General features: G+C 75.9%; 23 protein-coding genes. 11 read left to right on the forward strand and 12 right to left on the reverse strand.

All coding sequences use genetic code 11. The annotated features are described in order from the left end of the window. Window positions 1-80 precede the first annotated feature (80 nt). Complete coding sequence (locus LO771_RS25935; protein ID WP_230747010.1) at window positions 81-1271, forward strand: hypothetical protein; 1191 nt, start codon at window positions 81-83, stop codon at window positions 1269-1271. A 48-nt stretch (window positions 1272-1319) separates the two neighbouring features. On the opposite strand, the gene LO771_RS25940 is transcribed toward LO771_RS25935, so the two are convergent. Then, window positions 1320-2165: a class I SAM-dependent methyltransferase gene (locus LO771_RS25940; protein ID WP_230747011.1), complete on the reverse strand. Its 846-nt coding sequence runs from the start codon at window positions 2163-2165 to the stop codon at window positions 1320-1322. Between the two features lie 193 nt (window positions 2166-2358). Between LO771_RS25940 and LO771_RS25945 the strand changes: the two genes are divergently transcribed. Next, window positions 2359-3003: an HAD family hydrolase gene (locus LO771_RS25945; RefSeq protein WP_230747013.1), complete on the forward strand. Its 645-nt coding sequence runs from the start codon at window positions 2359-2361 to the stop codon at window positions 3001-3003. A gap of 44 nt (window positions 3004-3047) precedes the next feature. Here LO771_RS25945 and LO771_RS25950 read toward each other — a convergent pair whose 3' ends face one another. Then, window positions 3048-3278 (reverse strand): hypothetical protein, encoded by a 231-nt coding sequence (locus tag LO771_RS25950; RefSeq protein WP_230747014.1) that lies wholly within the window; start codon window positions 3276-3278, stop codon window positions 3048-3050. A 264-nt stretch (window positions 3279-3542) separates the two neighbouring features. On the opposite strand from LO771_RS25950, the gene LO771_RS31160 reads away from it, so the two are divergent. Then, the gene (locus LO771_RS31160) at window positions 3543-3926 is read left to right on the forward strand and encodes a cold-shock protein (RefSeq protein WP_308189004.1); all 384 of its coding nucleotides are present in this window, start codon (window positions 3543-3545) and stop codon (window positions 3924-3926) included. 30 nt (window positions 3927-3956) lie between these two features. On the opposite strand, the gene LO771_RS25960 is transcribed toward LO771_RS31160, so the two are convergent. Genes LO771_RS25960 through LO771_RS25975 form a run of 4 tightly spaced genes read right to left on the reverse strand, consistent with a single transcriptional unit; the run spans window position 3957 to window position 7802 of the window. After that, complete coding sequence (locus LO771_RS25960; protein WP_230747016.1) at window positions 3957-4937, reverse strand: menaquinone biosynthesis family protein; 981 nt, start codon at window positions 4935-4937, stop codon at window positions 3957-3959. Between the two features lie 2 nt (window positions 4938-4939). Further along, complete coding sequence (locus LO771_RS25965) at window positions 4940-5779, reverse strand: futalosine hydrolase (protein WP_230747017.1); 840 nt, start codon at window positions 5777-5779, stop codon at window positions 4940-4942. Between the two features lie 16 nt (window positions 5780-5795). After that, a complete protein-coding gene (locus LO771_RS25970) occupies window positions 5796-6317 on the reverse strand; it encodes a hypothetical protein (RefSeq protein WP_230747018.1) in 522 nt (173 codons plus the stop codon). A 27-nt stretch (window positions 6318-6344) separates the two neighbouring features. Continuing rightward, the gene (locus LO771_RS25975) at window positions 6345-7802 is read right to left on the reverse strand and encodes an MFS transporter (protein WP_230747036.1); all 1458 of its coding nucleotides are present in this window, start codon (window positions 7800-7802) and stop codon (window positions 6345-6347) included. A 412-nt stretch (window positions 7803-8214) separates the two neighbouring features. Here LO771_RS25975 and LO771_RS25980 point away from each other — a divergent pair, with 412 nt between their 5' ends. Both LO771_RS25980 and LO771_RS25985 read left to right on the forward strand, forming a co-directional pair. Beyond that, window positions 8215-9162: a DUF3027 domain-containing protein gene (locus LO771_RS25980; RefSeq protein ID WP_230747037.1), complete on the forward strand. Its 948-nt coding sequence runs from the start codon at window positions 8215-8217 to the stop codon at window positions 9160-9162. 296 nt (window positions 9163-9458) lie between these two features. Then, window positions 9459-12863 carry a sacsin N-terminal ATP-binding-like domain-containing protein gene (locus tag LO771_RS25985; RefSeq protein ID WP_230747019.1) on the forward strand — a complete coding sequence of 1135 codons (3405 nt, stop codon included), beginning with the start codon at window positions 9459-9461 and terminating at the stop codon, window positions 12861-12863. Window positions 12864-12879: 16 nt separating this feature from the next. On the opposite strand, the gene LO771_RS31495 is transcribed toward LO771_RS25985, so the two are convergent. The 3 genes from LO771_RS31495 to LO771_RS25995 form a co-directional block, all read right to left on the reverse strand. Beyond that, window positions 12880-13260 carry a Uma2 family endonuclease gene (locus LO771_RS31495; protein ID WP_308189005.1) on the reverse strand — a complete coding sequence of 127 codons (381 nt, stop codon included), beginning with the start codon at window positions 13258-13260 and terminating at the stop codon, window positions 12880-12882. Then, window positions 13257-13496: a hypothetical protein gene (locus LO771_RS31500; RefSeq protein WP_308189006.1), complete on the reverse strand. Its 240-nt coding sequence runs from the start codon at window positions 13494-13496 to the stop codon at window positions 13257-13259. Before LO771_RS31500 ends, LO771_RS31495 begins: the two co-directional genes overlap by 4 nt. Before the next feature lie 104 nt (window positions 13497-13600). Further along, on the reverse strand, window positions 13601-14185 hold the full coding sequence (locus LO771_RS25995; RefSeq protein WP_230747020.1) for a CGNR zinc finger domain-containing protein: 585 nt from the start codon (window positions 14183-14185) through the stop codon (window positions 13601-13603). Between the two features lie 88 nt (window positions 14186-14273). Here LO771_RS25995 and LO771_RS26000 point away from each other — a divergent pair, with 88 nt between their 5' ends. Beyond that, window positions 14274-14654: a VOC family protein gene (locus LO771_RS26000; protein ID WP_230747021.1), complete on the forward strand. Its 381-nt coding sequence runs from the start codon at window positions 14274-14276 to the stop codon at window positions 14652-14654. A 99-nt stretch (window positions 14655-14753) separates the two neighbouring features. On the opposite strand, the gene LO771_RS26005 is transcribed toward LO771_RS26000, so the two are convergent. After that, the gene (locus tag LO771_RS26005) at window positions 14754-15050 is read right to left on the reverse strand and encodes a DUF2530 domain-containing protein (RefSeq protein ID WP_230747022.1); all 297 of its coding nucleotides are present in this window, start codon (window positions 15048-15050) and stop codon (window positions 14754-14756) included. 295 nt (window positions 15051-15345) lie between these two features. Between LO771_RS26005 and LO771_RS26010 the strand changes: the two genes are divergently transcribed. Further along, the gene (locus LO771_RS26010; RefSeq protein WP_230747023.1) at window positions 15346-16800 is read left to right on the forward strand and encodes an NCS2 family permease; all 1455 of its coding nucleotides are present in this window, start codon (window positions 15346-15348) and stop codon (window positions 16798-16800) included. Window positions 16801-17011: 211 nt separating this feature from the next. Further along, complete coding sequence (locus LO771_RS26015) at window positions 17012-17926, forward strand: phosphotransferase enzyme family protein (RefSeq protein WP_230747024.1); 915 nt, start codon at window positions 17012-17014, stop codon at window positions 17924-17926. 10 nt (window positions 17927-17936) lie between these two features. Here the strand turns inward: LO771_RS26015 and LO771_RS26020 are convergent, their stop codons facing one another. Further along, window positions 17937-19256, reverse strand: coding sequence for a sporulation protein (locus LO771_RS26020; RefSeq protein ID WP_230747025.1), 1320 nt, complete (start codon window positions 19254-19256; stop codon window positions 17937-17939). A gap of 348 nt (window positions 19257-19604) precedes the next feature. Between LO771_RS26020 and LO771_RS26025 the strand changes: the two genes are divergently transcribed. Together LO771_RS26025 and LO771_RS26030 are read left to right on the forward strand one after the other, a co-directional pair. Continuing rightward, window positions 19605-20168: an ATP-binding protein gene (locus tag LO771_RS26025; RefSeq protein WP_230747026.1), complete on the forward strand. Its 564-nt coding sequence runs from the start codon at window positions 19605-19607 to the stop codon at window positions 20166-20168. Window positions 20169-20471: 303 nt separating this feature from the next. Beyond that, a complete protein-coding gene (locus LO771_RS26030) occupies window positions 20472-20804 on the forward strand; it encodes a hypothetical protein (protein WP_230747027.1) in 333 nt (110 codons plus the stop codon). Between the two features lie 294 nt (window positions 20805-21098). Here the strand turns inward: LO771_RS26030 and LO771_RS26035 are convergent, their stop codons facing one another. Further along, the gene (locus LO771_RS26035; RefSeq protein WP_230747028.1) at window positions 21099-21542 is read right to left on the reverse strand and encodes a hypothetical protein; all 444 of its coding nucleotides are present in this window, start codon (window positions 21540-21542) and stop codon (window positions 21099-21101) included. A 209-nt stretch (window positions 21543-21751) separates the two neighbouring features. Between LO771_RS26035 and LO771_RS26040 the strand changes: the two genes are divergently transcribed. After that, complete coding sequence (locus LO771_RS26040; RefSeq protein ID WP_230747029.1) at window positions 21752-21973, forward strand: hypothetical protein; 222 nt, start codon at window positions 21752-21754, stop codon at window positions 21971-21973. The last annotated feature ends 263 nt before the right edge of the window (window positions 21974-22236 follow it).

The raw sequence follows: 22236 nt of genomic DNA on the forward strand, positions 1-22236 counted from the left end.
GGGGCGCGGCGGCGTCGTCGGGGCGGACGTGCGCGGGTACGGTCCCCTCGCAGGGGTCGGCGAGGGGCGGGAGGGCGCGGATGGGCGTCGAGAGCGACAAGCTGGTCTACGACTACCTGGGCCGGGTCTCCGACCTCGCCCGGTCCTCCCTGCCGGCCGCCGAGCGCGCCCGGCTGGTGGCCGAGCTGCGCGCCGACATCGACGGGCGCCGGGCGGCGGCCCGGGACACCCCGGCCGCCGTCCGGCGGGTGCTGGAGCGGATCGGGCCGCCCGACGAGGTGGTCCGCCGGGCCGCCGCCGGCCGGGGCGGTGGCGGGGCCGGTGCCCGGGACGGGGGAGCGGCTGCCGGGGCACGGCCGGTCCCCGCGCCGCGCGCCGCCCCGGCCGGACGCACGGCCCCCGACGGGCCCCCGGCGGAGCCCGGCGGCGGCCCGGCGGGGCCGCGGGGTGCGGAGTCGCGGGGTGCGGCATCGCGGGGCGCGGGGCTGTGGGGCGCGGGGCTGTGGGGAGCCGGGAAGGCCGGCCCGGGAAGGAGCGGCTCCGCGAAGGGCGGCTCCGCCGACGCCGCCGGACCGCTGCCGGCCGGACCGCCGCAGGACGGTCGGGGACCCGGGGTACCGGCCGCCCGGGACCCGGAGTGGTGGCGGGTCCCGGGGGAGGCGGCGGCCGCGGTGCCGCAGGCCGAGCCGGGGCCGGTCCCGCCCGCGCACATGCCCACCGCCGAGGACTTCCCCGGCTGGGACGGCTTCGAGATCCGCTTCGAGTCCGAGCAGCCGCCCGCCGTCGCGGCCCCCGCCGGGCCGCCCGCCGGGGAGCACCCCGCCGGGGGTCCGCAGGAGCCGGCCGCAGCCGCGCCCCCGCAGCGGCGGCGACGGGTGCGGCTGCGGCGCGGCGGGCGCCCGGCCCGGGTCCGGGCCGGACGCCCGCTGCTCCTGGAGTCGCTGGCGGCGCTGCTGCTGGCCGCGGGGGCGGTGGCCGGGCTGCCGCTCCCCATGCTGCTGGGCTGGCTCGCCGCCTACGCCTCGCGCCGCACGGGCCGGGCGGCCCGCCGGTTCGCCGTCCTCGGCATCCCCGCCCTGGCGGTGCTCTGCGCCGGGGTGTGGCTCTGGGGCCGGGCGGCGGGCCGCTGGGGCGGTCCGCCGCCGGGCGACGAGCAGTTCCGGCAGGCCGCACGGGCACTGGTCCCGGTGGTTCTGCGCGGCGCGGCCGCCGGGTCGGCCGTCTTCACGGGCTGGCTGGCCCTGCGCGGGGGTTCGCGGTCGCCGGAGTGAGCCGCCGGAGCGAGCCGCCGGCCGGCCGCGGCCGGCCGGCGGCGCGGGTCAGCCGCGCCGGGCGATGGTCCAGCGGACGGCGGTGCGCCGCACGAGGCGCCCGTCGGACCCGGCCAGCGGTGCGACGACGGCGCAGGCGGCGCGCCGCGCCTCCTCGCGGCGGTCCGGCGGGATGGTCTCCAGGACGCCCCGGTGGCCGTCGGCCCAGGCGGACCGCCACCAGGCGTCCAGGTCCGCGAACTCCGTCGCCGTGGTGCCCTCCACGGTGCGGACCCCGGCGAACCCGGCCGCGGCGAGCATCCCCTCCGGGTCGTCGGCGAGGGCGTTGAACGGCCGCGCGTACGCCCCGGCGGCCTCCGGGTCGGCGAAGTCCCGCAGCACCCGCACGGCCTCCCGCCAGGCCGGCTCCGGGTCCGGCCCGAAGGACGTCGTGCCGAAGCGGCCGTCCGGTGCCAGCAGGCGCCGGGCGCGGGCCAGGGCCGCGGCCGGGTCCGGGGTGAGGACGAGGGAGAATGAGGAGAGGACGGCCTCGAAGGAGCCGTCGGGGAAGCCCGGGTCCTCCGCGTCGCCCACCCGGACCGAGACGTTCCGCAGTCCGGCCCCGGCGGCCTGGGCGGCGGTGCGGCGGACCATGGCGGGCGACAGGTCCACCCCGGCGACGTACCCGTCCGGGCCGACGGCCGCGACGGCGGCGAAGAGGACGGCGCCGCGGCCGCAGCCCACGTCCAGGACCCGGTCGCCGGGGCGCAGGCCGGCCAGGTCCACCAGGCGTTCCCCGACCGGGTTGAAGAAGGGGCCGTTGGCCTCGTCGTAGCTGTCCGAGGCGAGGTCGAAGGAGCGGGCGATCCAGGCCTTGCGCCGCTCGGCGGGCGACTGCTCACGGGTGCTCGGCATCCTGCCATGGTGGGGCGGTCCGCCACGGCCCACAAGGGTCCGGACGGCGGCGGACGGCCGGCGCGCGGACGCAGGGCCGTCCGCGCGCCCCCGCCCCCGCCGTCCGCCCGGGCGGGCCCGCCCCGGGCCTCCCGCCCCCGCCGTCCGCGGCCGCGTCACCGGCCCGTCACCCGGGGCCCGTAGGGTGGCGGCCATGGCTGCTGTGACGTCCGGCGCCCCGCTGACCGTGGGCTTCGACCTCGACATGACCCTGCTCGACACCCGCCCCGGCATCAGGGCGACCTACGACGCCGTCGCGGCCGAGACCGGGGTGCGGATCGACAGCGCCCTCGCGGTCACCCGCCTCGGGCCGCCGCTGGAGGTGGAGCTGGCGCACTGGTTCCCCGAGCACCGCATCCCCGAGGTCGCCGACCGCTACCGGGAGCTGTACGTCGACATCGCCGTCCCCGCCTGCGTCCCGCTGCCCGGCGCAGCCGAGGCCGTCGCCGCCGTGCGCGCGCACGGCGGCCGCGTCGTCGTGGTCACCGGCAAGCACGGGCCCAACGCGCAGCGCCACCTCGACCACGTCGGCCTCGCGGTGGACGCCCTGGCCGGCTCGGTCTGGGCGCAGCAGAAGGGCGAGGCGCTGCGCGCCGAGGCCGCCTCCGTGTACGTGGGCGACCACCTCGGCGACATCACCGGCGCCCGCGCCGCCGGCGCCCTGGCCGTCGCGGTCGCCACCGGCCCCTACGGCGCGGAGGCGCTGCGCGAGGCGGGCGCGGACGCGGTGCTGGAGGACCTGACGGCCTTCCCCGCCTGGCTGGACGGCCACCTCGCGGGGGCGCCGTCGCCGCGCTGACCGGGTCGCCCCGGCCCGGACCGGGCCCGTGGCTCCGGGCGCCGTCAGCCGGCGGTGTGCCGCCGCTGGGCGCGGGCGGACCGCAGCAGCCCCACCAGGGCGACCAGGAAGCCGACGGGCATCAGCATGCTGAGCCAGTAGGCGGCCGACGGCAGCCGGGCGAGGTCCAGGAACAGCGGGACGAACGTGACGACGGTGGCCACTGCGCCGACGATGAAGACGACGGCCCCCGCGCGGACGAGCGCGTCGCCGGGGTTGCTGGTTTCGGTGCTCACCCCACCAGGGTATGCAGGTTGCGCACGGGGTCGATCCGCACCCCGCACCAGGACCGGGGGGTGAGTCCCACGAGCAGGACGCCGTCGCCGTCGGGGCGTGCCCGCGCGGGCGCCGTGCGGCGGCCCGGGGCGCCGCCCGTCCCGGCGGGCCTCCGCTGACCGGCCGGGCGGCCCGGCCCCTGCCGCGCGCCGCCCCTGGCACCGCGCCCCCCTTTCACGCACCACCCCCACCCACCGCTCCCACACACCAGGACGAGGTCTCCCGTGCCCACCGGCAAGGTCAAGTGGTTCAACAGCGAGAAGGGCTTCGGCTTCCTCTCCCGTGACGACGGCGGCGACGTCTTCGTGCACTCCAAGGCGCTCCCGGCCGGAGTGACCACGCTGACGCCGGGCCAGCGCGTCGAGTTCGGCGTCGTCGCCGGGCACCGCGGCGACCAGGCGCTGTCGGTGGCGCTCCTCGACACCCCGCCGTCGGTCGCCGCCGCGCAGCGCCGCAGGCCGGACGAGATGGCGCCCATCGTGCAGGACCTCATCTCCACCCTGGACGCGGTGCTCCCCGGCCTGCAGCACGGCCGCTACCCGAACCGGCCGACGGGGCAGAAGCTGGCGACCCTGCTGCGGGCGGTGGCCGACCAGTTCGACGTCTGAGGCCCGCGCCGTCGCGCGGCGCACGCCGTGTCAGCCGGTGCGGCCGGGGAAGTCCAGGGCGCCCGGCGCCACCGCCGGGACGAGCCCCTCCGCGGCGGCCCGGGTGAGCAGCCCCCGGACCGCGGCGTAGCCGTCCTCGCCCAGGTCGGCGGTGAACTCGTTGACGTAGAGCCCGATGTGCTGGTCGGCGACGGCCGGGTCCATCTCCTGGGCGTGCGCCAGCACGTACCCGCGCGACGCCTCCGGGTCGTCCCACGCCGCCCGTACCGAGGCGCGGAGGGTGTCCGCCAGCGCCCGCAGCCGCTCCGGGCCGAGCGAGCGGCGGGCCACGATCGCGCCCAGCGGGATCGGCAGCCCGGTGGCGGCCTCCCACGCCTCGCCCATGTCGGCGAGGCAGCGCAGCCCGTACCGGCCGTAGGTGAAGCGGGCCTCGTGGATGACCAGGCCGGCGTCGACGACGCCGTCGCGCACCGCCGGCATGATCTCGTGGAACGGCAGCACCCGGACCTCGCCCAGGCCGCCGGGCACCGCCGCCGCCGCCCAGAGGCGGAAGAGCAGGTAGGCGGTGGAGCGCTCGCTGGGCACCGCCACCACCTTGCCGGCCAGGTCGGCCGGGTCGCCGGAGGCGTCCGGGCCGGTGAGCACCAGCGGCCCGCAGCCGCGGCCCAGCGCGCCGCCGCACGGCAGCAGCGCGTACTCGTCCAGCACCCACGGCAGGGCGGCGTAGGAGATCTTCAGGACGTCCAGCTCGCCGCGCTCGGCCATCCCGTTGGTGACGTCGATGTCGGCGAAGACGACCTCCGGCGCCTCCGCGCCGGGGACCAGGCCGTGGGCCCAGGCGTGGAAGACGAAGGTGTCGTTGGGGCACGGCGAGTACGCGACGGAGAGCCGGTCCGCCGGGGCGGCCGTCTCCCGGCCGGGGGCGGGCCGAACCGCGTCGGGCCGCACGGCGTCGGACCGCACGGCGTCGGACTGCACGGCGTCGGACTGCACGGGGGTGGCGCGCTCCATGGTCAGCTGCTCTCCTTCGCGGCGGTGCCGGCGGCGGCGGTGTCGGTCAGTTCCCGCAGCGGCAGCGCGGCGAACGCCTGCCGCAGCGTCTCCAGCGCCTCGCCGATCCGCCAGGCGGCGCGGTCCCGCGGGCCCACCGCGTTGGACACGGTGCGCAGTTCCAGGACCGGCACCCCGTACCGGTCCGCGGCCTCGGCCGCGCCGAAGCCCTCCATCGCCTCGGCCGCCGCTCCGGGGTGGCGCGCCGCGAGTCCGGCGGCCCGCTCCGCGGTGCCGGTGACGGTGGAGACGGTCAGGACCGGGCCCACCGCGGTCGGGATCCCGGCGGCGCGCAGCGCGGCCGCGGCCAGGTCCACGGCGGGCTTCGGCGGGAGGTGCCGCACGGTGCCGAAGCCCAGTTCGGCCACGTCGGCGAACCCGTCCGGGGTGGTGGCGCCCAGGTCGGCGGCGACCACGGCGTCCGCCAGCACGGCCGAGCCGACCGGCGCGGCGGGGGCGAAGCCGCCGGCGATGCCGGCGCAGACCACCAGGTGGAAGGGGCGCGAGCGGGCCGCGGCGTCGGCGAGGGCCCCGGCGGCGGCCGCCGCGGCCGCGGCGGGGCCGACCCCGGCGGCCAGGACGACGGCCTCCGGGCCGCCGCCCGCCGCACGGTGCGCGTCCGCCGCGGGCACGGGCCCGTCCGCGGCACCGGGAAAGCCGGCGGCGCCGGTGGCACCGTCCACGAGAGCCCCCGCGCGCCGCAGCCCTTCGGCGACCGCGTCGCGCTCCGCCGCGACGGCGGTGACGACGAGCAGCCGGGCCGTCCGGCCCGGCTGGTCACCGCGGTGCGGCGTCGCGCTCATCGGAGGACGGCGCCCCTCAGGCGTCCTTGTTCTTCAGGGTGAAGTACCAGACGCCGTAGATCTCCTGGTTCTTCGTGTCGGCCTCGACGACCGTCACCAGGGTCTTCCCGGTCGACTTCAGCACCGTGGAGGCCGGCACGAGGCCGGAGAAGGTGCCGGTGCGGCGGGCGGAGGCGAGGGTGGCCTGGCCCTGGGCGCCCCCGTCGGTGAAGGCGAACCAGCCCTTGTCGGCGATCGCCGGGTCGACGCCGACGCCGATCCGGGAGCCGCTGGTCACCTCGACGGACTTCAGCTTGCCGTCCTTCTCCTGCTTGGCGGCATTGGCCTGGCACCTCTGCTGGGCGGCGCCGTCCAGCGGCTTGCCGTCGTTCCAGCAGGTGGGCTCGGCGTTGGCGGTGTTCGACCCGGCGACCACGGTGACCATCCGGTTCACCGGCTTGTCCTCGCCCGCGGCCGTGGCGACCCCCCAGCCGACCAGGCCGGCGCTGACGACTACGACGGCGCCGGCGGCGGCGACGGCTCGGCTGTTGATGCTCATGGGACCGAGGCTACCGGTCCGCCCCTCTCACGCCACGCGGGGGTGCGGTGTGCCGCGGCCCCCGCCCCCGAACAGGCTCCGCAGCGTGAACGCCAGCACCACCGCGAGCACCCCCGCGGCCACGCCCATGCCCAGCACGCCGTCCAGGGGCAGCACGATGCCGAGGGCGCCGCCGGCCACCCAGCACAGCTGCATCAGCGTCTCCGAACGGGCGAACGCGGAGGTGCGGACCTGCTCCGGCACGTCCCGCTGGATCAGGGCGTCCAATGCCAGCTTGCCCAGCGACTGGGCCAGCCCGGCGCACCCCGCCACCAGGGTCACGGTCAGCGGGCCGAACCAGAGCGCCCCGCAGGCCGCCGCCGCCGCCGCGAGCGCCACCATGGCGGCCACCGTCGCCTCCGGGCCGCGGGTGCGCAGCCAGGAGCCCAGCACCGAGCCGAGGGCGTTGCCGACGCCGGCCGCCGCGGCCACCATGCCCAGCGCCAGGCCGGGGTTCATGCCGCCCACCGAGCCGGACCGCAGCAGGAACGCCAGGAACATCGTGAGGAAGCCCGACAGCCCCCGCAGGGACGCCACGGCGCGCAGCGCCAGCAGCACCGAGGGGCCCACCGAGCGCAGCGGCCGCTCCCGCAGCCGCCCGGGCCCGGCCTGCGGCCGCGCGGACCCGGCCAGCCCGCCGTCGCCGTCCCGGCCGTCCCCGTCCTGCCCGCCCCCGTACCGCCCGTCCCCGTACCGGTCGCCGTCCTGCCCGCAGTACCCGTCCTGCCCCGCGCCGCCCGCGTCCTCCTTGAGCAGCAGCGCCCGCTGCTCGCCCTTGGCCGAGTCCACCGTGTGCGGCAGCCCGAACGCCAGCAGCGTCCCCGCGACGAAGACCAGGAACGCCCCGCGCAGCGGCCACGCGGGCCCCAGCAGGTGCAGCAGCCCGCCGACGCCCGCCGCGACGCCGGTGGCGAGCAGCCCGGCCAGGGTGACCCGGGAGTTCGCCTTCACCAGCGTCACCTGGTGCGGCAGCAGCCGCGGCACGACGACGCTGCGCACCACCCCGTACGCCTTGGAGGCCACCAGCACCCCCAGCGCCTCCGGGTAGAGCGCGAGGCCGCCCCCCTCGATCACCCCGGCCATGGTCCAGGCCAGGACGGCGCGGGTCAGCATCGACATCGCCATCGCGGCCCGGCGGCCGTGCGGCAGCCGGTCCAGCAGCGGCCCGATCACCGGGGCGAGGACCGCGAACGGCGCCATGGTGACCAGCAGGTAGAGGGCGACCCGGCCGCGGGCCTCGCCGGTCGGCACCGAGAAGAAGATGGTGGAGGCGAGCGCGATGGTGATCAGCATGTCGCCGAAGGAGTTGACCGCGTGCAGCTCGATCAGCTTCGCCAGCCCCGACTCCCCGGCGCCCTCCGCCGAGGTGGCCCGGCGGATCCGGCGCCCGGTGCCGTGCACCACGCGGCCGGCCCCGCGGGCCGCCGCCGAGGCGCCGCCGTGCACGGCGCGCCGGACCCGGCGCACGGCGCCGTCCCGCTCCGGCCGCCCCGGGGGCGGCTGAGCGGTGTCGTGCGGTTCGTGCAGGGCGTGCTGCGCCGAGGTCTCTTCGGCCACGTCCGCCATCCTGCCCGACAACCCCGTCCCGCACGCCGGTTACGCCCCTCGCGGACCGGTGTCGTGCAAGCGGACTGTCCCCGCCCCCCGACCGGCCGGTAGCGTTCCCCTCGCACTCCACGGCGGCGGACCCCGCCCGCGGGTGACGGCGGGGGCACGGGTGACCGGATCGTCCCGCAGAATAGAACCACGGCGGCCGCCGCTCCCGGCCGGGCCGTCACATCCTCCGGCGCTCCCGCACGCGGGTCAGCGGCGGACCAGGGAACGGATTGGGAGAGAATCGATTCTCGTGAGTGCTGCGATGCGAAGCCGTACCCCTGACCGGCTCTGTGCCGAGGCCGTCGAGACCGCACGGGCGGCCGCGGTCGACGCGGCCGGTGCGGACGCGGTCGGCGAGTACGTCGGCGCGGAGGCCGACGGGGACCGCGTCGTCACGCACTTCTTCGAGTGCCGTGAGGCCGCCTACCGCGGCTGGCGCTGGGCCGTGACCGTCACCCGCGCCTCGCGCAGCAGGCTGGTGACGCTGGACGAGACCGTCCTCCTGCCCGGCCCCGACGCCGTCCTGGCGCCGCAGTGGGTGCCGTGGAGCGAGCGGCTGCGCCCCGGCGACATGGGCCCGGGCGACCTGCTGCCGACCGCCGCCGACGACCTGCGCCTGGAGCCCGGCTGGAGCGGGGAGGACGAGCCCGCCCCCAACTCGGTCCTGGCGGAGGACGGTTCGGCCGCCGCGTTCGTCCCCGGTGAGGACGTCGAGGTCTCGGAGCGGGCCGGTGCGCCGCAGGCCGACGCCGCCGCGGGCCCGTCCGGCGAGGTGGTCCGGCCCGGCCCCTCCCGCGGCGCCATCACCGCCGTGGCCCAGGAGCTCGGCCTCACCCGCCCGCGGGTGCTCTCCCGGCTCGGGCTGCACCTGGGGGCCGAGCGCTGGGAGAAGGCGTACGGCGCCCACACCCCGATGGCGCAGGCCGCCCCCGCCTCCTGCACGACGTGCGGCTTCCTCATCCCGCTCGGCGGCTCGCTGGGCCAGGCCTTCGGCGTCTGCGGCAACGAGTTCGGCCCGGCGGACGGCCGTGTCGTGTCGCTCGGCTTCGGCTGCGGCGGCCACTCGGAGGCCGCCGTCATGCCCACCCCGCCGCAGCCCGCCGAGCCGATCCTGGACGAGCTGGCCGTCGAGCCCATGCCGCTGCACCCCGACCGGGCCGGCGGCTCGGTCGAGGCCGGGGGCCCCACCGAGGAGCTCGGCCACTCCTGACGGACGGACCGCCGTACCGGCCCGGCCCGCGCACCGCCGCGGACCGGGCCGGCGGCCGTTCTGCGGCCGGTCCCCGCCCGTCCCGCCCTCCCCCGCCGCCGGGCCGCGCGGCCCCCTCCCGGCCGCGGCCGCCGCCCCCCGCGCGCCCCCCGGGACGCCCTCGGCGCCCGCCGGTGTCCGGGCACCGCCCGCGGCGCGGGAGAATGCCCCTGGACGCAGCGGCAAGGCGCACCGGAGCGGGGAACCGGCTCCGCGGGCGCTCACGGAAGGCGGTACGGCCAGTGGAGCCTCGGATCATGGGCAGCGCGGCGGAGAGCGACGGCACGGACCCGTTCGGCACGGCCGCACTGCGCCGCCGGGTCCTCGACGCCTGGGCCGCCTCCCCGGCCCGGTTCCGGGAGGACGCCAACGCCGAGGAGGAGCTGGCCCTCGGCGGCTACCGCGACCGCCTCGTCGTCGAGCTCGCGCAGAACGCCGCCGACGCCGCCGTCCGCGCGGGCGTCCCCGGCCGGCTCCGCCTGACCCTGCGGGACGGCGTGCTCTGCGCCGCCAACACCGGCGCCACCCTGGACGCGGCGGGCGTCGAGTCGCTCTCCACCCTGCGCGCCTCCTCCAAGCGCGAGGACGGCCGCACCGCCGTCGGCCGCTTCGGCGTCGGCTTCGCCGCCGTCCTCGCCGTCTGCGACGAGCCCGCCGTGCTGGGCACCCCGGGCGGCGTGCGCTGGTCCCTCCCGGAGGCCCGCGACCTGGCCGGGGCCGCCGCCGACGCCTCCGGGGGCGGACTCGCCGAGGAGCTGCGCCGCCGCGACGGGCACGTCCCGCTGCTGCGCCTGCCGCTGCCCGCCGAGGGCACCCCGCCCACCGGGTACGACACCGTCGTGGTGCTGCCGCTGCGCGACGCCGCCGCCGAGGACCTGACCCGCCGTCTCCTCGCCGACATCGACGACGCCCTCCTGCTGACCCTCACCGGGCTCGCCGAGATCACCGTCGAGACCGACGGCGCCGACGGGACCGTCCTGCGCACCCTGACCCGCCGCACCGAGGACGGCGACGCGGGCGGCCCCGCCACCGTCACCGTCACCGACACCGCCGCCGCGGGCGAGAGCCGCTGGCAGGTCGCGGGCGCCGGCGGACGCCTCGACGACGCCCTCCTCGCCGACCGCCCGGTGGAGGAGCGCCGCCGCCCGTACTGGGCCGTGACCTGGGCCGTCCCCGTCGACGCCGAGGGACGCCCGCTGCGGCCCCGCACCGCGCCGGTCGTCCACGGGCCCACGCCCACCGACGAGCCGCTGGGCTTCCCCGCGCTGCTCATCGCCACCTACCCGCTGGACTCCACCCGCCGCCACGTCGCCCCCGGCCCGCTCACCGACTTCCTCACCGAGCGCGCCGCCGACGCGTACGCGGCGCTGCTGCGCGACCGCGGCGCCGACGTCTCCTCCCTCGGCCTCGTCCCGGGGGCGCTGGGCCAGGGGGCGCTCGACGGCGCCCTGCGCCGGGCCGTCCTCGGCCGGCTCCCCGACACGCCGTTCCTCCCCGAGGTGCCCTCGCCGGAGAAGGCCGACCAGCCGGAGCCCGAGGAGTACGCCCTCGCCGAGGACGGCCCGGAGCAGGGCCGCCCCGGCGGCCCCCGCGCGCTGCGCCCCCGCGAGGCCGTGCTGCTGGAGGGCGCCGACGCCTCCGTGGTCGAGGCCGTCGCCGCCGTCATGCCCGGCCTGCTGCCCGCCGGCCTGGAGCGGCGCCCCGAGCTGCGGGTGCTGGACGTCCGCCGCGTCCCGCTCGCCGAGGTCGTCGACCAGCTCGGCGGCCTCGACCGCGAACCCGCCTGGTGGCGCAACCTGTACGGGGCGCTGGCCGCCGCCGACCCCGAGGCCCTCGGCGCGCTCCCCGTGCCGCTCGCCGACGGACGGACCGTCACCGGGCCGCGCCGGGTGCTGCTGCCCGGCGCCACGGAGGACTGGGCGGACGCCCCCGACGGCTGGCTGGGCGAGGACGGCGACCTCGGCGCCGTCCTGGCCCTGCTCGACCTGCGGCTGGTCCACCCCGATGCCGCCCACCCGCTGCTGGAGCGCCTCGGCGCCGGCGTCGCGACCCCCGCCGCGCTGCTGGACACGCCCGAGGTGCGGGCCGCCGTCGCCCGCTCCGTCCGGCTCGCCGACGACGACCCCGACGAGGCCGAGGACGTCGCCGACGCCGTCCTCGGACTGGTGAGGGCCGCCGGTGCCGAGCCGGGCGACCACCCGTGGCTGGCCCGGCTCTGCCTCGTCGACGACCGGGGCGAGCCCGCCGCCGCGGGCGAGCTGGTGCTGCCCGGCAGCCCGCTGGCCGCCGTCGTCCGCGAGGACGACGCCGCCTTCGTCGACGACGACCTGCTGGAGCAGTGGGGACCGGCCGTGCTGGAGGCCGCCGGCGTCGCCGGCCGGTTCGTGCTGGCCCGCGCCGAGGACGCCGTCCTCGACCCCGACGACCTGGAGCGCCTCGACCCCACCGCCCCGGCCGACCGCGCCGCCGGCGGCGAGCCCACCGGCCTCCTCGACGAGGCCCCCGACGGCCTCGCCGAGTGGTGCGAGGACACCCTGGAGGTCCTGCACCGGGACGACCGCGACGGCCGCGGCGGGCCGGACGCCGGGCCGGGGGCGGCCGTCCCGCCCGTCGCCGTCGAACTCCTCGCCGTCCGCGACCTCGACCTCGTCGACGACGGCGCCTGGGCGGAGGCGCTGGCCATGCTGGCCCGCCCGCCGTACCGCGCCGCCGTCGTCGACCCGGTGCGGGTGCTGCTGCCCGACGGCACCACCGCGGACGTGCCGCCGTACGCGGCGTGGTGGCTGCGCGACCACCCCGTGCTGGACGGCCGCCGCCCCGCCGGGCTGCGCGCCGCCGGGGCCGACCCGCTGCTGCGCGGCCTGTACGACGAGGCCCGCACCGGCCTGGACGAGCGGTTCCTGCACGCCCTCGGGGTGCGCACCACGCTCGCGGCGCTGCTCGCCGAGCCCGGGGGCCCCGACGAGCTGGCGGACCGCCTCGCCGACCCGCAGGCCGGGGTGAGCCACCGTCAGCTGCACGGCATCCACACGGCGCTGGCCCGGGTGCCCGCGGACCGGGTCGAGCCGCCGGAGGCGGTGCGGGCCCTGCCGCCGCTGGACCCGGCGACCGGCCGCCGCCCCGCCTACACCCTCATCGTCGACCCGGCCGACGCGGTCGTCGCCGACGCCCCCGACCTGGTGCAGCTGCTCGACGACTTCCCGGTGCTGCCCGTCGCCCCGGCGCTGGCGTCCGCGCTCGCCGAGCGGCTGCACGTCTCGCTGGCCAGCGAGGTCGCGGGCGGCCGGGTGCTGAGCGAGGGGACCGTCCACCGGGTGCCCGCGTTCGTCCGCGAGCTGCTGCCGGGCTGCCCGGCGGTGTACGAGGAGCACGAGGAGCTGCTGGTCGTCGGACCGGACGGCGGCGAGGCCGCCGTGGACTGGCGCTGGGACACCGGCGCCGAGGCGCCCGAGGCGCCGCACGACCCGGACGCGGAGGACGAGGACGACGAGTTCGCCGTGCCGCCCGTGCCCGGGGCCCTGCACGCCGCCACCCCCGAGGGCCTGGCCGCGGGCCTGGCCTGGTCGGTCGGGCAGTTCCACCGCCGCTTCGAGGTCCTGGTGGCCCTCACCGAGCCGGACCGCGCCTACGAGCTCTCCGCCGCCCGCGACTTCGAGGGCTGATCGGGGCCCTGGCCTGTCAGGGGCCGGTGACCGCCTCCGTGATCACGAAGCCCTTGGCCGCCCCCTCCGGGACGGCTGCGTCCGTGCCGTAGGCCACCCGGATCCCGGTGGTGCAGACGGCTTCCCCGGGAACCGGGCTGCTGAGCACCGTCACCGGACCGCGACCGTCGTGGCCGTCGACGATGACGTACACCGGGATGCCGGCGCGTGCGTACGCCCGCCGCTTGCGGACCAGGTCGCGGGTGCGGTCGTCGTGGCCGGGGGAGACGACCTCGGCGACCAGGGCGACGCCGCAGGCATCGACGCCCAGGCCGTCGGGACCGGGAATCTCCTCCAGGTCCTCCGGCGCGACGAGCACGTCGGGGATGAACACCTTGTGGCCGTGGAGGACGTTCACGTCCTGGAGGCGGCGTGGCCGCTGCCCGCCAGATGCACGTCGAGGGCTCTGCGGAGCCGGTTCGCGAGGACGGAGTGGCGACGGCGGCCGGTCGGGGACACCTCGATGAACCCTTCGACGATCTCGGCCCGGTAGCCCTCGGGGAGCTCCATGGCCTGCCATGCCCACCACAGGACCTCGTCCAGCCCCGGCATGTCGTGCGCGTCCCGATCCCCCTCGTGGGCGAGCGCGGTCATCGGCAGCACCTCCTCCACCAGTGTGGGCGCGGGCGTCGCCGAGGCACAAGCGACACCTCACGCCAGGAACGAGATCCCTCCTCGCGCAGGTGAAGGCCGCTCGATCACCCGGACGAGCGGCCCGCGCCCGCGCCCGCCGCGCCCCGCCGCCGGTACGCCCGCATCTTGGCGCGGCTGCCGCAGACGGCCATGCTGCACCAGCGGCTGCGGCCGGCCGGGCTGCGGTCGTAGTACACCCAGCGGCAGCTGTCCATCGCGCACGCCTTGAGCCGCGGCCAGCTCCCGTCCGCGACCGCCGCCGCGACGCCCGCCGCGAGGTGCGCCACCACCGCGTCCGCGCCGGCCAGGCCGTCGGCGGGGCGCAGCCGGGCGCCGCCCGCGGTGTCGACCGCCAGCACCAGCGGACCCCGGGCCAGCAGGCGCTCCAGGACGGCGGCGGCCGCGTCCGGCAGGTCGGTCCCGGCGTGGGCCTCGCAGACGGCGCGCAGCGCCTCGCGCAGTGCGACGACGGCGGCCCGGTCGGCCTCGCCGCACCGCAGGCCGGGCAGGCCGTGCTCCCGTGCCCAGGCCTCCAGCCCGGCGGCGGTGCGCAGCGCGTCCTCGCCGGACTCGAGGTCGACGGTGTTGGCCAGCGCCTGCAGGTCCCGCAGCGGTCCGGGGGCGGGGGCGCGGTCGCCGGGCTCGGTCACCCTTGCGAGGTTACCCGTGCTCCGCCATCATGCAGTAACCGTTACCGGCACGACTCCGCAAGCGGTAACACCGACGAGGGAGCCCACCGTGAGCCCGTCCGTGAACCTGCAGGCCTTCGCCCTGGACTGCGAGGACGCCGTCGCCCTGGCCGAGTTCTACGCCGCCCTGCTCGGGGCGGAGGCCGACACCGAGGACCCGGAGTGGACGGAGGTCGCCGTCGACGGCGGCGTCCGCCTCGCCTTCCAGAAGGTCGCCGAGCACCGGGCGCCGCGCTGGCCCGACCCGGTGCACCCGCAGCAGGCCCACCTCGACTTCGGCGTGCCCGACCTGGAGGCGGCGGAGAAGCACGCCCTCGCCCTCGGCGCGTCCTTCGTCGAGGACCACGTCCGGCCCGACGGCACCGGGTGGCGCGTCTACACCGACCCGGCCGGGCACCCCTTCTGCCTCTGCGTCTCCGGACGGGGCTGACCGGGCGGGGCCGACCGGCCCGACGCCGGGGCCCCGGTCGCGCCGCAGCAGCGGCGGTGCGGCCGGGGTCGGAGCCGGGCGGCCGCCGTGCGTGAGGGGTCAGCCCTCCGCGGTCCCCGCGGCCCCCGTGGTCCCTGCAGCCCCCGCCGCCTCTCCGGCGCGGGAGCGGCGGATGGCGGTGCGGCGGGCGCGGCAGTACCAGATGCCGATGAGGCCGAGCCCGGCACCGGCGAGGCAGATCCACGGCCAGCTGCCGTGCCCGGCGTCGGAGAGCCGGTCCCGGAAGGGCAGCAGCACCAGGAAGCCGGCGAACCAGAGCACGGTGCCGCCCGTGACGATCGCCACGTCGTTCGCCTCCAGCGGCTCGGGGGCGGGGCGCAGTGCGGTCCTGTCCATGGGTCGCCCTCTCCGGTGCGGCTGGCGGGTGGTGGCGGTGCGGGTGCGGCCGTCGGGGGCGACGGCGGCGGCACCAAGCGTACGGGCCGGGGCCTCCGCCGGCGGAGGCGGCCCTGACCGCCCCTGTTCCTTCTACGCGCGAAGATGGCGTACGACCGACAGGTGACCGCATACTGAAGTGCCCGGTCGTCCCCGGCGTGTCGTCTTGACGCGCATCCCCGGCCGGGCCGCCGCCGGGCCACCGTCGCCCCGGGCCGGCAGTGTCGCTCCCCTCTCCCCCCACGAGGACGCCCGCATGCCCACGCTGGCCACGTCGACGGCCAAGTCGCCCGAATCCGCTCCGCAGCCGAGCAACGCCCTCGACCGCTACTTCCGGATCACGGAGCGCGGCTCGTCCCTCGCCCGCGAGATCCGCGGCGGTGTCGCCACGTTCTTCACGATGGCCTACATCATCGTGCTGAACCCGATCATCCTCTCCTCCGGCGTGGACAAGTACGGCCACCACCTCTCCGCGGGCCAGCTGGCCACCGCGACGGTGCTGACCGCCGCCCTCACCACGCTCCTCATGGGCGTCATCGGCAACGTGCCGATCGCGCTCGCCGCCGGCCTCGGCGTCAACACCGTGGTCGCCCTGCAGCTCGCCCCCCGGATGAGCTGGCCCGACGCGATGGGCATGGTCGTCCTCGCCGGCATCGCCATCATGCTGCTGGTCGCCACCGGCCTGCGGGAGCGGGTCATGGCCGCCGTGCCCACCGGCCTGCGCAAGGCCATCGCCATCGGCATCGGCCTCTTCATCGCCCTGATCGGCTTCGTCGACTCGGGCTTCGTCACCCGCATCCCGGACGCCGCCCACACCACCGTCCCGGTGCAGCTGGGCGGCGACGGCCACCTCAACGGCTGGCCGGTCCTGGTCTTCGTCCTCGGCACGCTGCTGACCCTGGTGCTGCTGGTCCGCCGGGTCCCCGGCGCGATCCTCATCAGCATCGCCGCCATGACCGTGCTCGCGGTCGTCGTCGACTCCGTCGCCCACATCGCGCCGCTGAACTGGGGCCTCACCGTCCCCAAGTGGCCCGGCAACCCGGTGGCGCTGCCCGACTTCGGCCTGGTGGGCAAGGTGAGCCTGTTCGGCGGGTTCAAGGAGGTCGGGGTCCTCACCGGCGTCCTCTTCGTCTTCACCGTCCTGCTGTCCTGCTTCTTCGACGCGATGGGCACCATCCTCGGCGTCAGCGACGAGGCGAAGCTGCTGGACGAGAAGGGCGACCTGCCCGGCATCAACAAGGTGCTGATGATCGACGGCATCGCCACCGCCGCCGGCGGCGCGACCTCCTGCTCGGCCAACACCTGCTTCGTGGAGTCCACCGCCGGCGTCGGCGAGGGCGCCCGGACCGGCTTCGCCAGCGTCGTCACCGGCGCCCTGTTCGCCGTGGCGCTCTTCCTCACCCCGCTGGCCACCATGGTCCCGGCCCAGGCGGCCACCCCCGCCCTGGTCGCGGTCGGCTTCCTGATCCTCGCCAACAGCATCGGCGACATCGACTGGGCCGACTTCACCATCGCCGTCCCGGCCTTCCTCACCATGGTGATCATGCCGTTCACCTACTCAATCACCATCGGCCTGGGTGTGGGTTTCATCGTCTACACGCTCCTGAGCGTGGCCACCGGCCAGTGGAGGCGCGTCCCGGTCCCGATGTACGTGGTGTCGGCGATCTTTGTCTTCTACTTCATGATGCCCGCGCTCCAGCTGACGTCGTGATCCGGTAACCGCCGCTGTACGACGGCGCCCCGCCCTGCCCGGTGGGGCGCCGTCGTCTGTCCGGGGGCCTGCGGCCGGATGGCGACCTCCCTCGGCCGGGGACCATGTGAGCCGCGCGGTGGCGGGTAGGGTCTCCGGAGTGTCCGGGGCCCGGCTGCTCGGCAGGTGGCAGGCCCCCGGAGTGGCTGCGCACCTGGGGAGTGGCATCGGCATGTCTGCGGACGGCTCGGAGACCTCGAAGGGCTTCACGGCGGACAGCGCTGCAGCGGCGCTGACCGAGGCGTGCAGGGCGGTGGGGCTGCCGAGCGCCGGGGCCCGCCTGATGCGGCTCGGGGAGAACGCCCTCTTCCGGCTCGACGGGGTGCCCGTCGTGGCGCGGGTGGCCCGGTCGCTGGACTACCTGGGAGCGGCAGGCCGCGAGGTGGAGGTCTCCCGGTGGCTCGCCGACAGCGGACTGCCTGCGGCGCAGGTCCTGCCGGACGTGGACCAGCCCGTGGTCGCTGCGGGGCACCCGGTGACCTTCTGGCGCTTCATCGAGGGCGCCGGGCACCTGGCGAGCTACCGGGACCTGGGCGGCCTGCTGCGCCGGCTCCACGATCTCCCACTGCCGTCCGGGGTGGAGTGGCCGCCCTTCGACGTCTTCGGCCGCTCCGAACTGCGGATCTCCAAGGCCCGAGGGATCTCGGACGACGACCGGGCGTTCCTCCTCGACCGGCTCCGGGAGCTCAAGGCGGACCTGTCCGAGGTGGTTTTCGACTCTGCGCCTGGACCCGTGCACGGTGACGCGCACGTGCAGAACCTCATGGTGGACCGGTCGGGTGCGGTGCTGCTGATCGACTTCGAGAACTTCTCCTTCGACCACCCGGAGTGGGATCTCGCGGTCACCGCCACCGAGCACCGGTTCGGGTGGACCACACCGGAGGTGTACGCGGGATTCTGCGAGGCGTACGGGCGCGACGTCCGGGACTGGCCCGGCTTCGCCACGCTGCGGCGAATCTCCGAGTTCAAGATGACGACCTGGCTCATGCAGAACGTGAGCGAGAACCCCGACGCGGCGGCCGAGTACGCGCGGCGGATCGCGACGCTGCGTGACGACTCAGCGCCCTGCGACTGGCGGCCGTTCTGAGCGCGGTCGGCTACTCCTCCAGGCTGGTCAGCGCCGTGGTCACCAGGGTGTTGAACGCCGGGACGACGGCACTCCCGCCGTGCGGCACCAGCTCGGCCTGGAAGTCGGTCACGTAGCGGAGGAAGCGGGCGGACTGCAGGGAGTCGCCTTCCTCGACGGCCAGCGTCGCCGTGGCCACCGCGGCCTCGACCTGCCCGGACATGAGCTGGCTCTGGGCGAGCACCATGCGGCAGAACGCCAGCGTGCGGGCGTAGCCGGGGTCCGTCTGGGCCACGGCCCGTTCCGCGTGGTGCAGCGCCTGACTCCTGACCTTGAGGTCACGGAAGCAGTGGCAGAACTCGCCGGTCAGCTCCGCCTCGTCGAAGTAGGCCAGCCACTCGGGGTCGTCGGCGGTGTCGGCCTTGGCGAAGTGGCGTTCGGCTTCGAGCATGGCGCGGGTGGCGCCCTTCTCGTCCATCGCGGACGCCAGCGCGCGGGCCTCCATCGCCGCCGACATGGCCAGCGCCCGGGGTGTGGCGTGCCCCTTGGCGCCCTCCTGCGCGGCACGGGCGAGCTGGACGGCCTTGGCGTAGTGGCCGAGGTAGTTCGCCTGGTGGCTCATGTTGGCGAGGATGCGGCCGCCCAGCATCCGGTCGTCGATGGCCTGGGTGAGCCGGAGGGTGGTGATCAGGTAGCGGTCGGCCACAGAGTGGCTGCCGGTGTCGTACGCGGTCCACGCCAGGAGCTGCGTTATCTCGGCCGCGGCGACGAACAGGGCCTTGCCGATCTTCTCCGGGTGCTGCCCGTGCAGGAGCGGCAGCACCTCATGGCGGAAGTAGTAGCGCAGTGCCTTATGCCCGTGGCCTCCGCCGTAGAGGAAGTCCAGCTTCATGAACATCTCGGCGGCGGTGCGCATGGCGGCGACGTCGCGCGTCCCGATCCTGCGGAAGGCCGTGCCGGTGGTCGGCAGACCGTCGGGCCGAGAGATCAGCCACGTCAGGGCGGCCGAGTCGATCTCCGCATCGGTGAGGAGCGTCCGGTCCTGGGCGCCCTCCTCGGCCGCGATCCGGGTCAGGCCGTCGAAGGCGTGCAGGGCGGCCGGCACCGACTCCGGACAGACCGCTGTCGTACCCGTCGGCCCGGTCCGGTTCGTCATGGTGAATCCGGCGTCGGCGACGGTGACCCGGCGGCCCAGCTTCTGCGACAGCGCCTCGGCGACGAACCCGGCGGTCTCCGCCTGGATGCCCCGCCCGTTCAGCCAGCGCTGCACGGCGACGTGAGTCGTGCCGAGCGTGATCCCGTGCCTCGCTGCGGCGGACTTCACGCGCGCGGCGAGTCCCTTGTTGGACATTCCCGCTTCGGCCATGAGGCCGGCGAGTCGGTGGTTCGGCTCCCTCACGTCCATGTCCCCCTGCCATCGCTGCCGAGTTGACGATGCGCATCCATCCTGACACCGAGCGCTGACATCAGGGGGTTCACGGAAGAACATCCCCCGCCCGTCGGTGAACCTTCGCGGTCCCGTGGACCCCCTGGTGAACGCTCCCTGCCTGGTCGGAGCGCCGGTTCACTGAACTCACTCGGCAGGCGACACCCGGTCGCCCGACCCGGTCCAAGGACGGTGAAGCGTGCGATGGCTGCGAGTGGAAGTACGAGAAGTGCACTCCCGGAGGGGGAGCCGGACGATGCCTCGGTTGGTGCTGTGGCGGTCCCTCGCCGGTACCGGTCGCTCCGACTCCAGGTCGATGCGCCGGACACCGCCCGTGCGGCGCGGGACGTCACCGCGCTGACCCTGGGCCGATGGGGCCTGGTGAACCTCGTCCCCGATGTTCAGCTCTGCGCCAGCGAGCTGATCGGCAACGTCGCCCTGCACGCGCTCCGGGACGACCGGTCCCCGCGTCCTGGCGACCCGCGGACCCTGACGGTCACCTGGCGCTACTGGGACCTCGCTCAGTTCTTCGACCTGGCGGTCTCCGACGACGATTCCACCCCGCCGACCCTCCCCCAGGGCGAGACCTTCGCGCCGGAACTGGCGGGCGACCTCCCCGAGGCTCTGATCCCGACCCACGGCCGGGGCCTGCACATTGTGTGCAGCATCGCCGAGGCGGTGTGGTGGGACCCGCTGGACGACGGCGGCAAACGCGTGGTGTGCCGCTTCGACACCAGCGGCCTTCGCCGCCCCCTCCGCGGACAGCCGCGCATCCCGTATCCGGAGTTTCCCCTGATGCCCGACCCGCAGCCCTGGCGGACCACGGCAATCACGTGATCTCCCGCCCTGCTCCCGTGCGGCCTCGACCCTCGCAGCCGGGTTCTGCACTTGAGCGTGGCGGGCTTCGGGGGAACTGCCGAGTTTCCTCCGGACAGAGCGGCCCTCGCCGACTCCCCTGAACCGCGCGGGGGCCGCTCACCCACTCGACTCGGCGCAGACCTACAACCGCATGCAAGACACCGGACCACCCCTCCTGCCCTGGTAAGCGTCGGGGTGGTCCGGCTGGGGACGCGACGGCCCCTGGTGCCCGATGGTACCGGGGCCGTCGCAGCATGCGTATGCGGCCCAACAAGTCAGTTGATGAGCAATCAGCACTTGGAGGCCGTCCCTGTGAAGCGCAACGACAGCAATGACGACACGGTGTTCCCCCTCGACCCTGGCCCTGACACCGGCCCGTGGAACGCCGAAGTCGACTACTTCGCCGGATGGCGAGAGTCGCGGCAGACAGCACAGCTCCTTGGCACCGCCCTGGCCTCCATTGGTATGGAGCCCTGGGAGTGCCGCACCGTGGCCGGCAGCGCAGAGAACGGCGCACCGCTTATCCGCCTCATCGTCACCCACACCGGAGCAGCGAAGCTCGCCCGTCTCCTGGAGGCGGCTGCACACGTGGGCCTGACCGTAGAAACTTCATGAGGGCCCAACCTGCCGAGCGGACCCCTCCTCCTGAGTGCGATGCAAGCTTGAAAACTGTCGCCAGGGGTGACCCTGGCCGAGGGTTCGAATCCCTCGCCCTCCGCGGGAGCTGCACCAACCGGCCCCTGACCAGCACCGACGGTCAGGGGCCGGTCGCATGCCCGGCAACCGTTGCTTCCCGGGACTCCCCGTTGTTCCCCGCCCGTCATGGCACGCGAATGGCACGGCATGGTCCGCTGGATCCTCCGGCTACGGGCACGCGGCGCGCTCGGTTTGCCCGGCGGGCGCCTGCGGCTACGGCCGTGCTGTGTGATCCGGATGGCCGTGGGTGCGCCGGTCCTCCTTCATCCACGCCTCGTACAGATGCTCACGCCCCTGGACGAGATCCCCGCGGATCTTCTCCTCGACCGCCGCGAACGGGCGGTAGTAGGTGGCGTTGTACGCCTCGATGATCTGGAAGGTCCAGTGCCCGGGGATGACGTTGCGGCCCACCACCTCGGTCTCCAGCAGCCCGGCAGCCTCCTCGTGCCCTGCCTCCCTCAGGAGGCGCACAGCATCCCCCAGAGCCAGGTCTGCGCCTCCGGTGAGCTGGTGGAAGGCGTACAGGTGGCCCCTGGCCCTCTCTGTGGTCTCCAGGGCCTCCGAGAGCTTTCCCATGGCCTCCACGGTGGCCTTGTCCACACTGGCCGGCCACTGGTGTGCCTCGTCTGGTTGCTCTTGCTTCGATGCGCGACTCATGCCGGGACCCTTCCCCGCATGCCCAAGTGTGATCGGAGGGGCACCCAAACTGGTGATGCCCCGCGAAGCTGCTGTGCTTCCGGGCCGGGCACGGGGCGCTGGCTGGTTCGGTCGGCAGCTGGAGCAGAGTTCGGCCTCGTTGCCGTCACTGTGGCTGATAGGAGACCGCCCTCTGGACGTTGGCATGATCTCCTGGGGAGGGAGCGACCATGGACGTCGTAGAACTGATGGAGTGGCTGGCGGAGCGAGGGTGCTCGGTGGTCTTCAAAGCCGACGGTGAGCGTGTGGCGGGGCACCGCTGGATGGTGATCATCTCTGGCGGTGCGCTGGGTGAGGAGTCGTTCTGCCGGGTCGACCTGGCATCTGCCGATGCGTGCCTACAGGCTGCCCTTGAGTACCTGGAGAACAAGCAGGTTTCGCCATTTGCCTGAGTTGTCTCATGAGACCTGAGTTTGGGAATCACTGACCGGATCTGCGCTACCGAGCCGCCGGCCAGGGTAGATGGCTTGCTCAACGCCTGGCGCATCATGCGGTGTTGCCCTGCTGTTGACCGCGGTTGACCGCTTTTTCTGGCACGGATCTGGCACGGTCCCGGTCACCACGCTCTCGTTAGCCGCGTCCTCGACGTGCCCACTGTCGCAGCCTCCTGATGGCGCGTTCCTTGTGAAGACGGGTTGCCGAGAATTCGCCAGGG

The sequence above is a fragment of the Streptacidiphilus sp. ASG 303 genome (genome assembly GCF_020991365.1).
GTDB lineage: Bacteria > Actinomycetota > Actinomycetes > Streptomycetales > Streptomycetaceae > Peterkaempfera.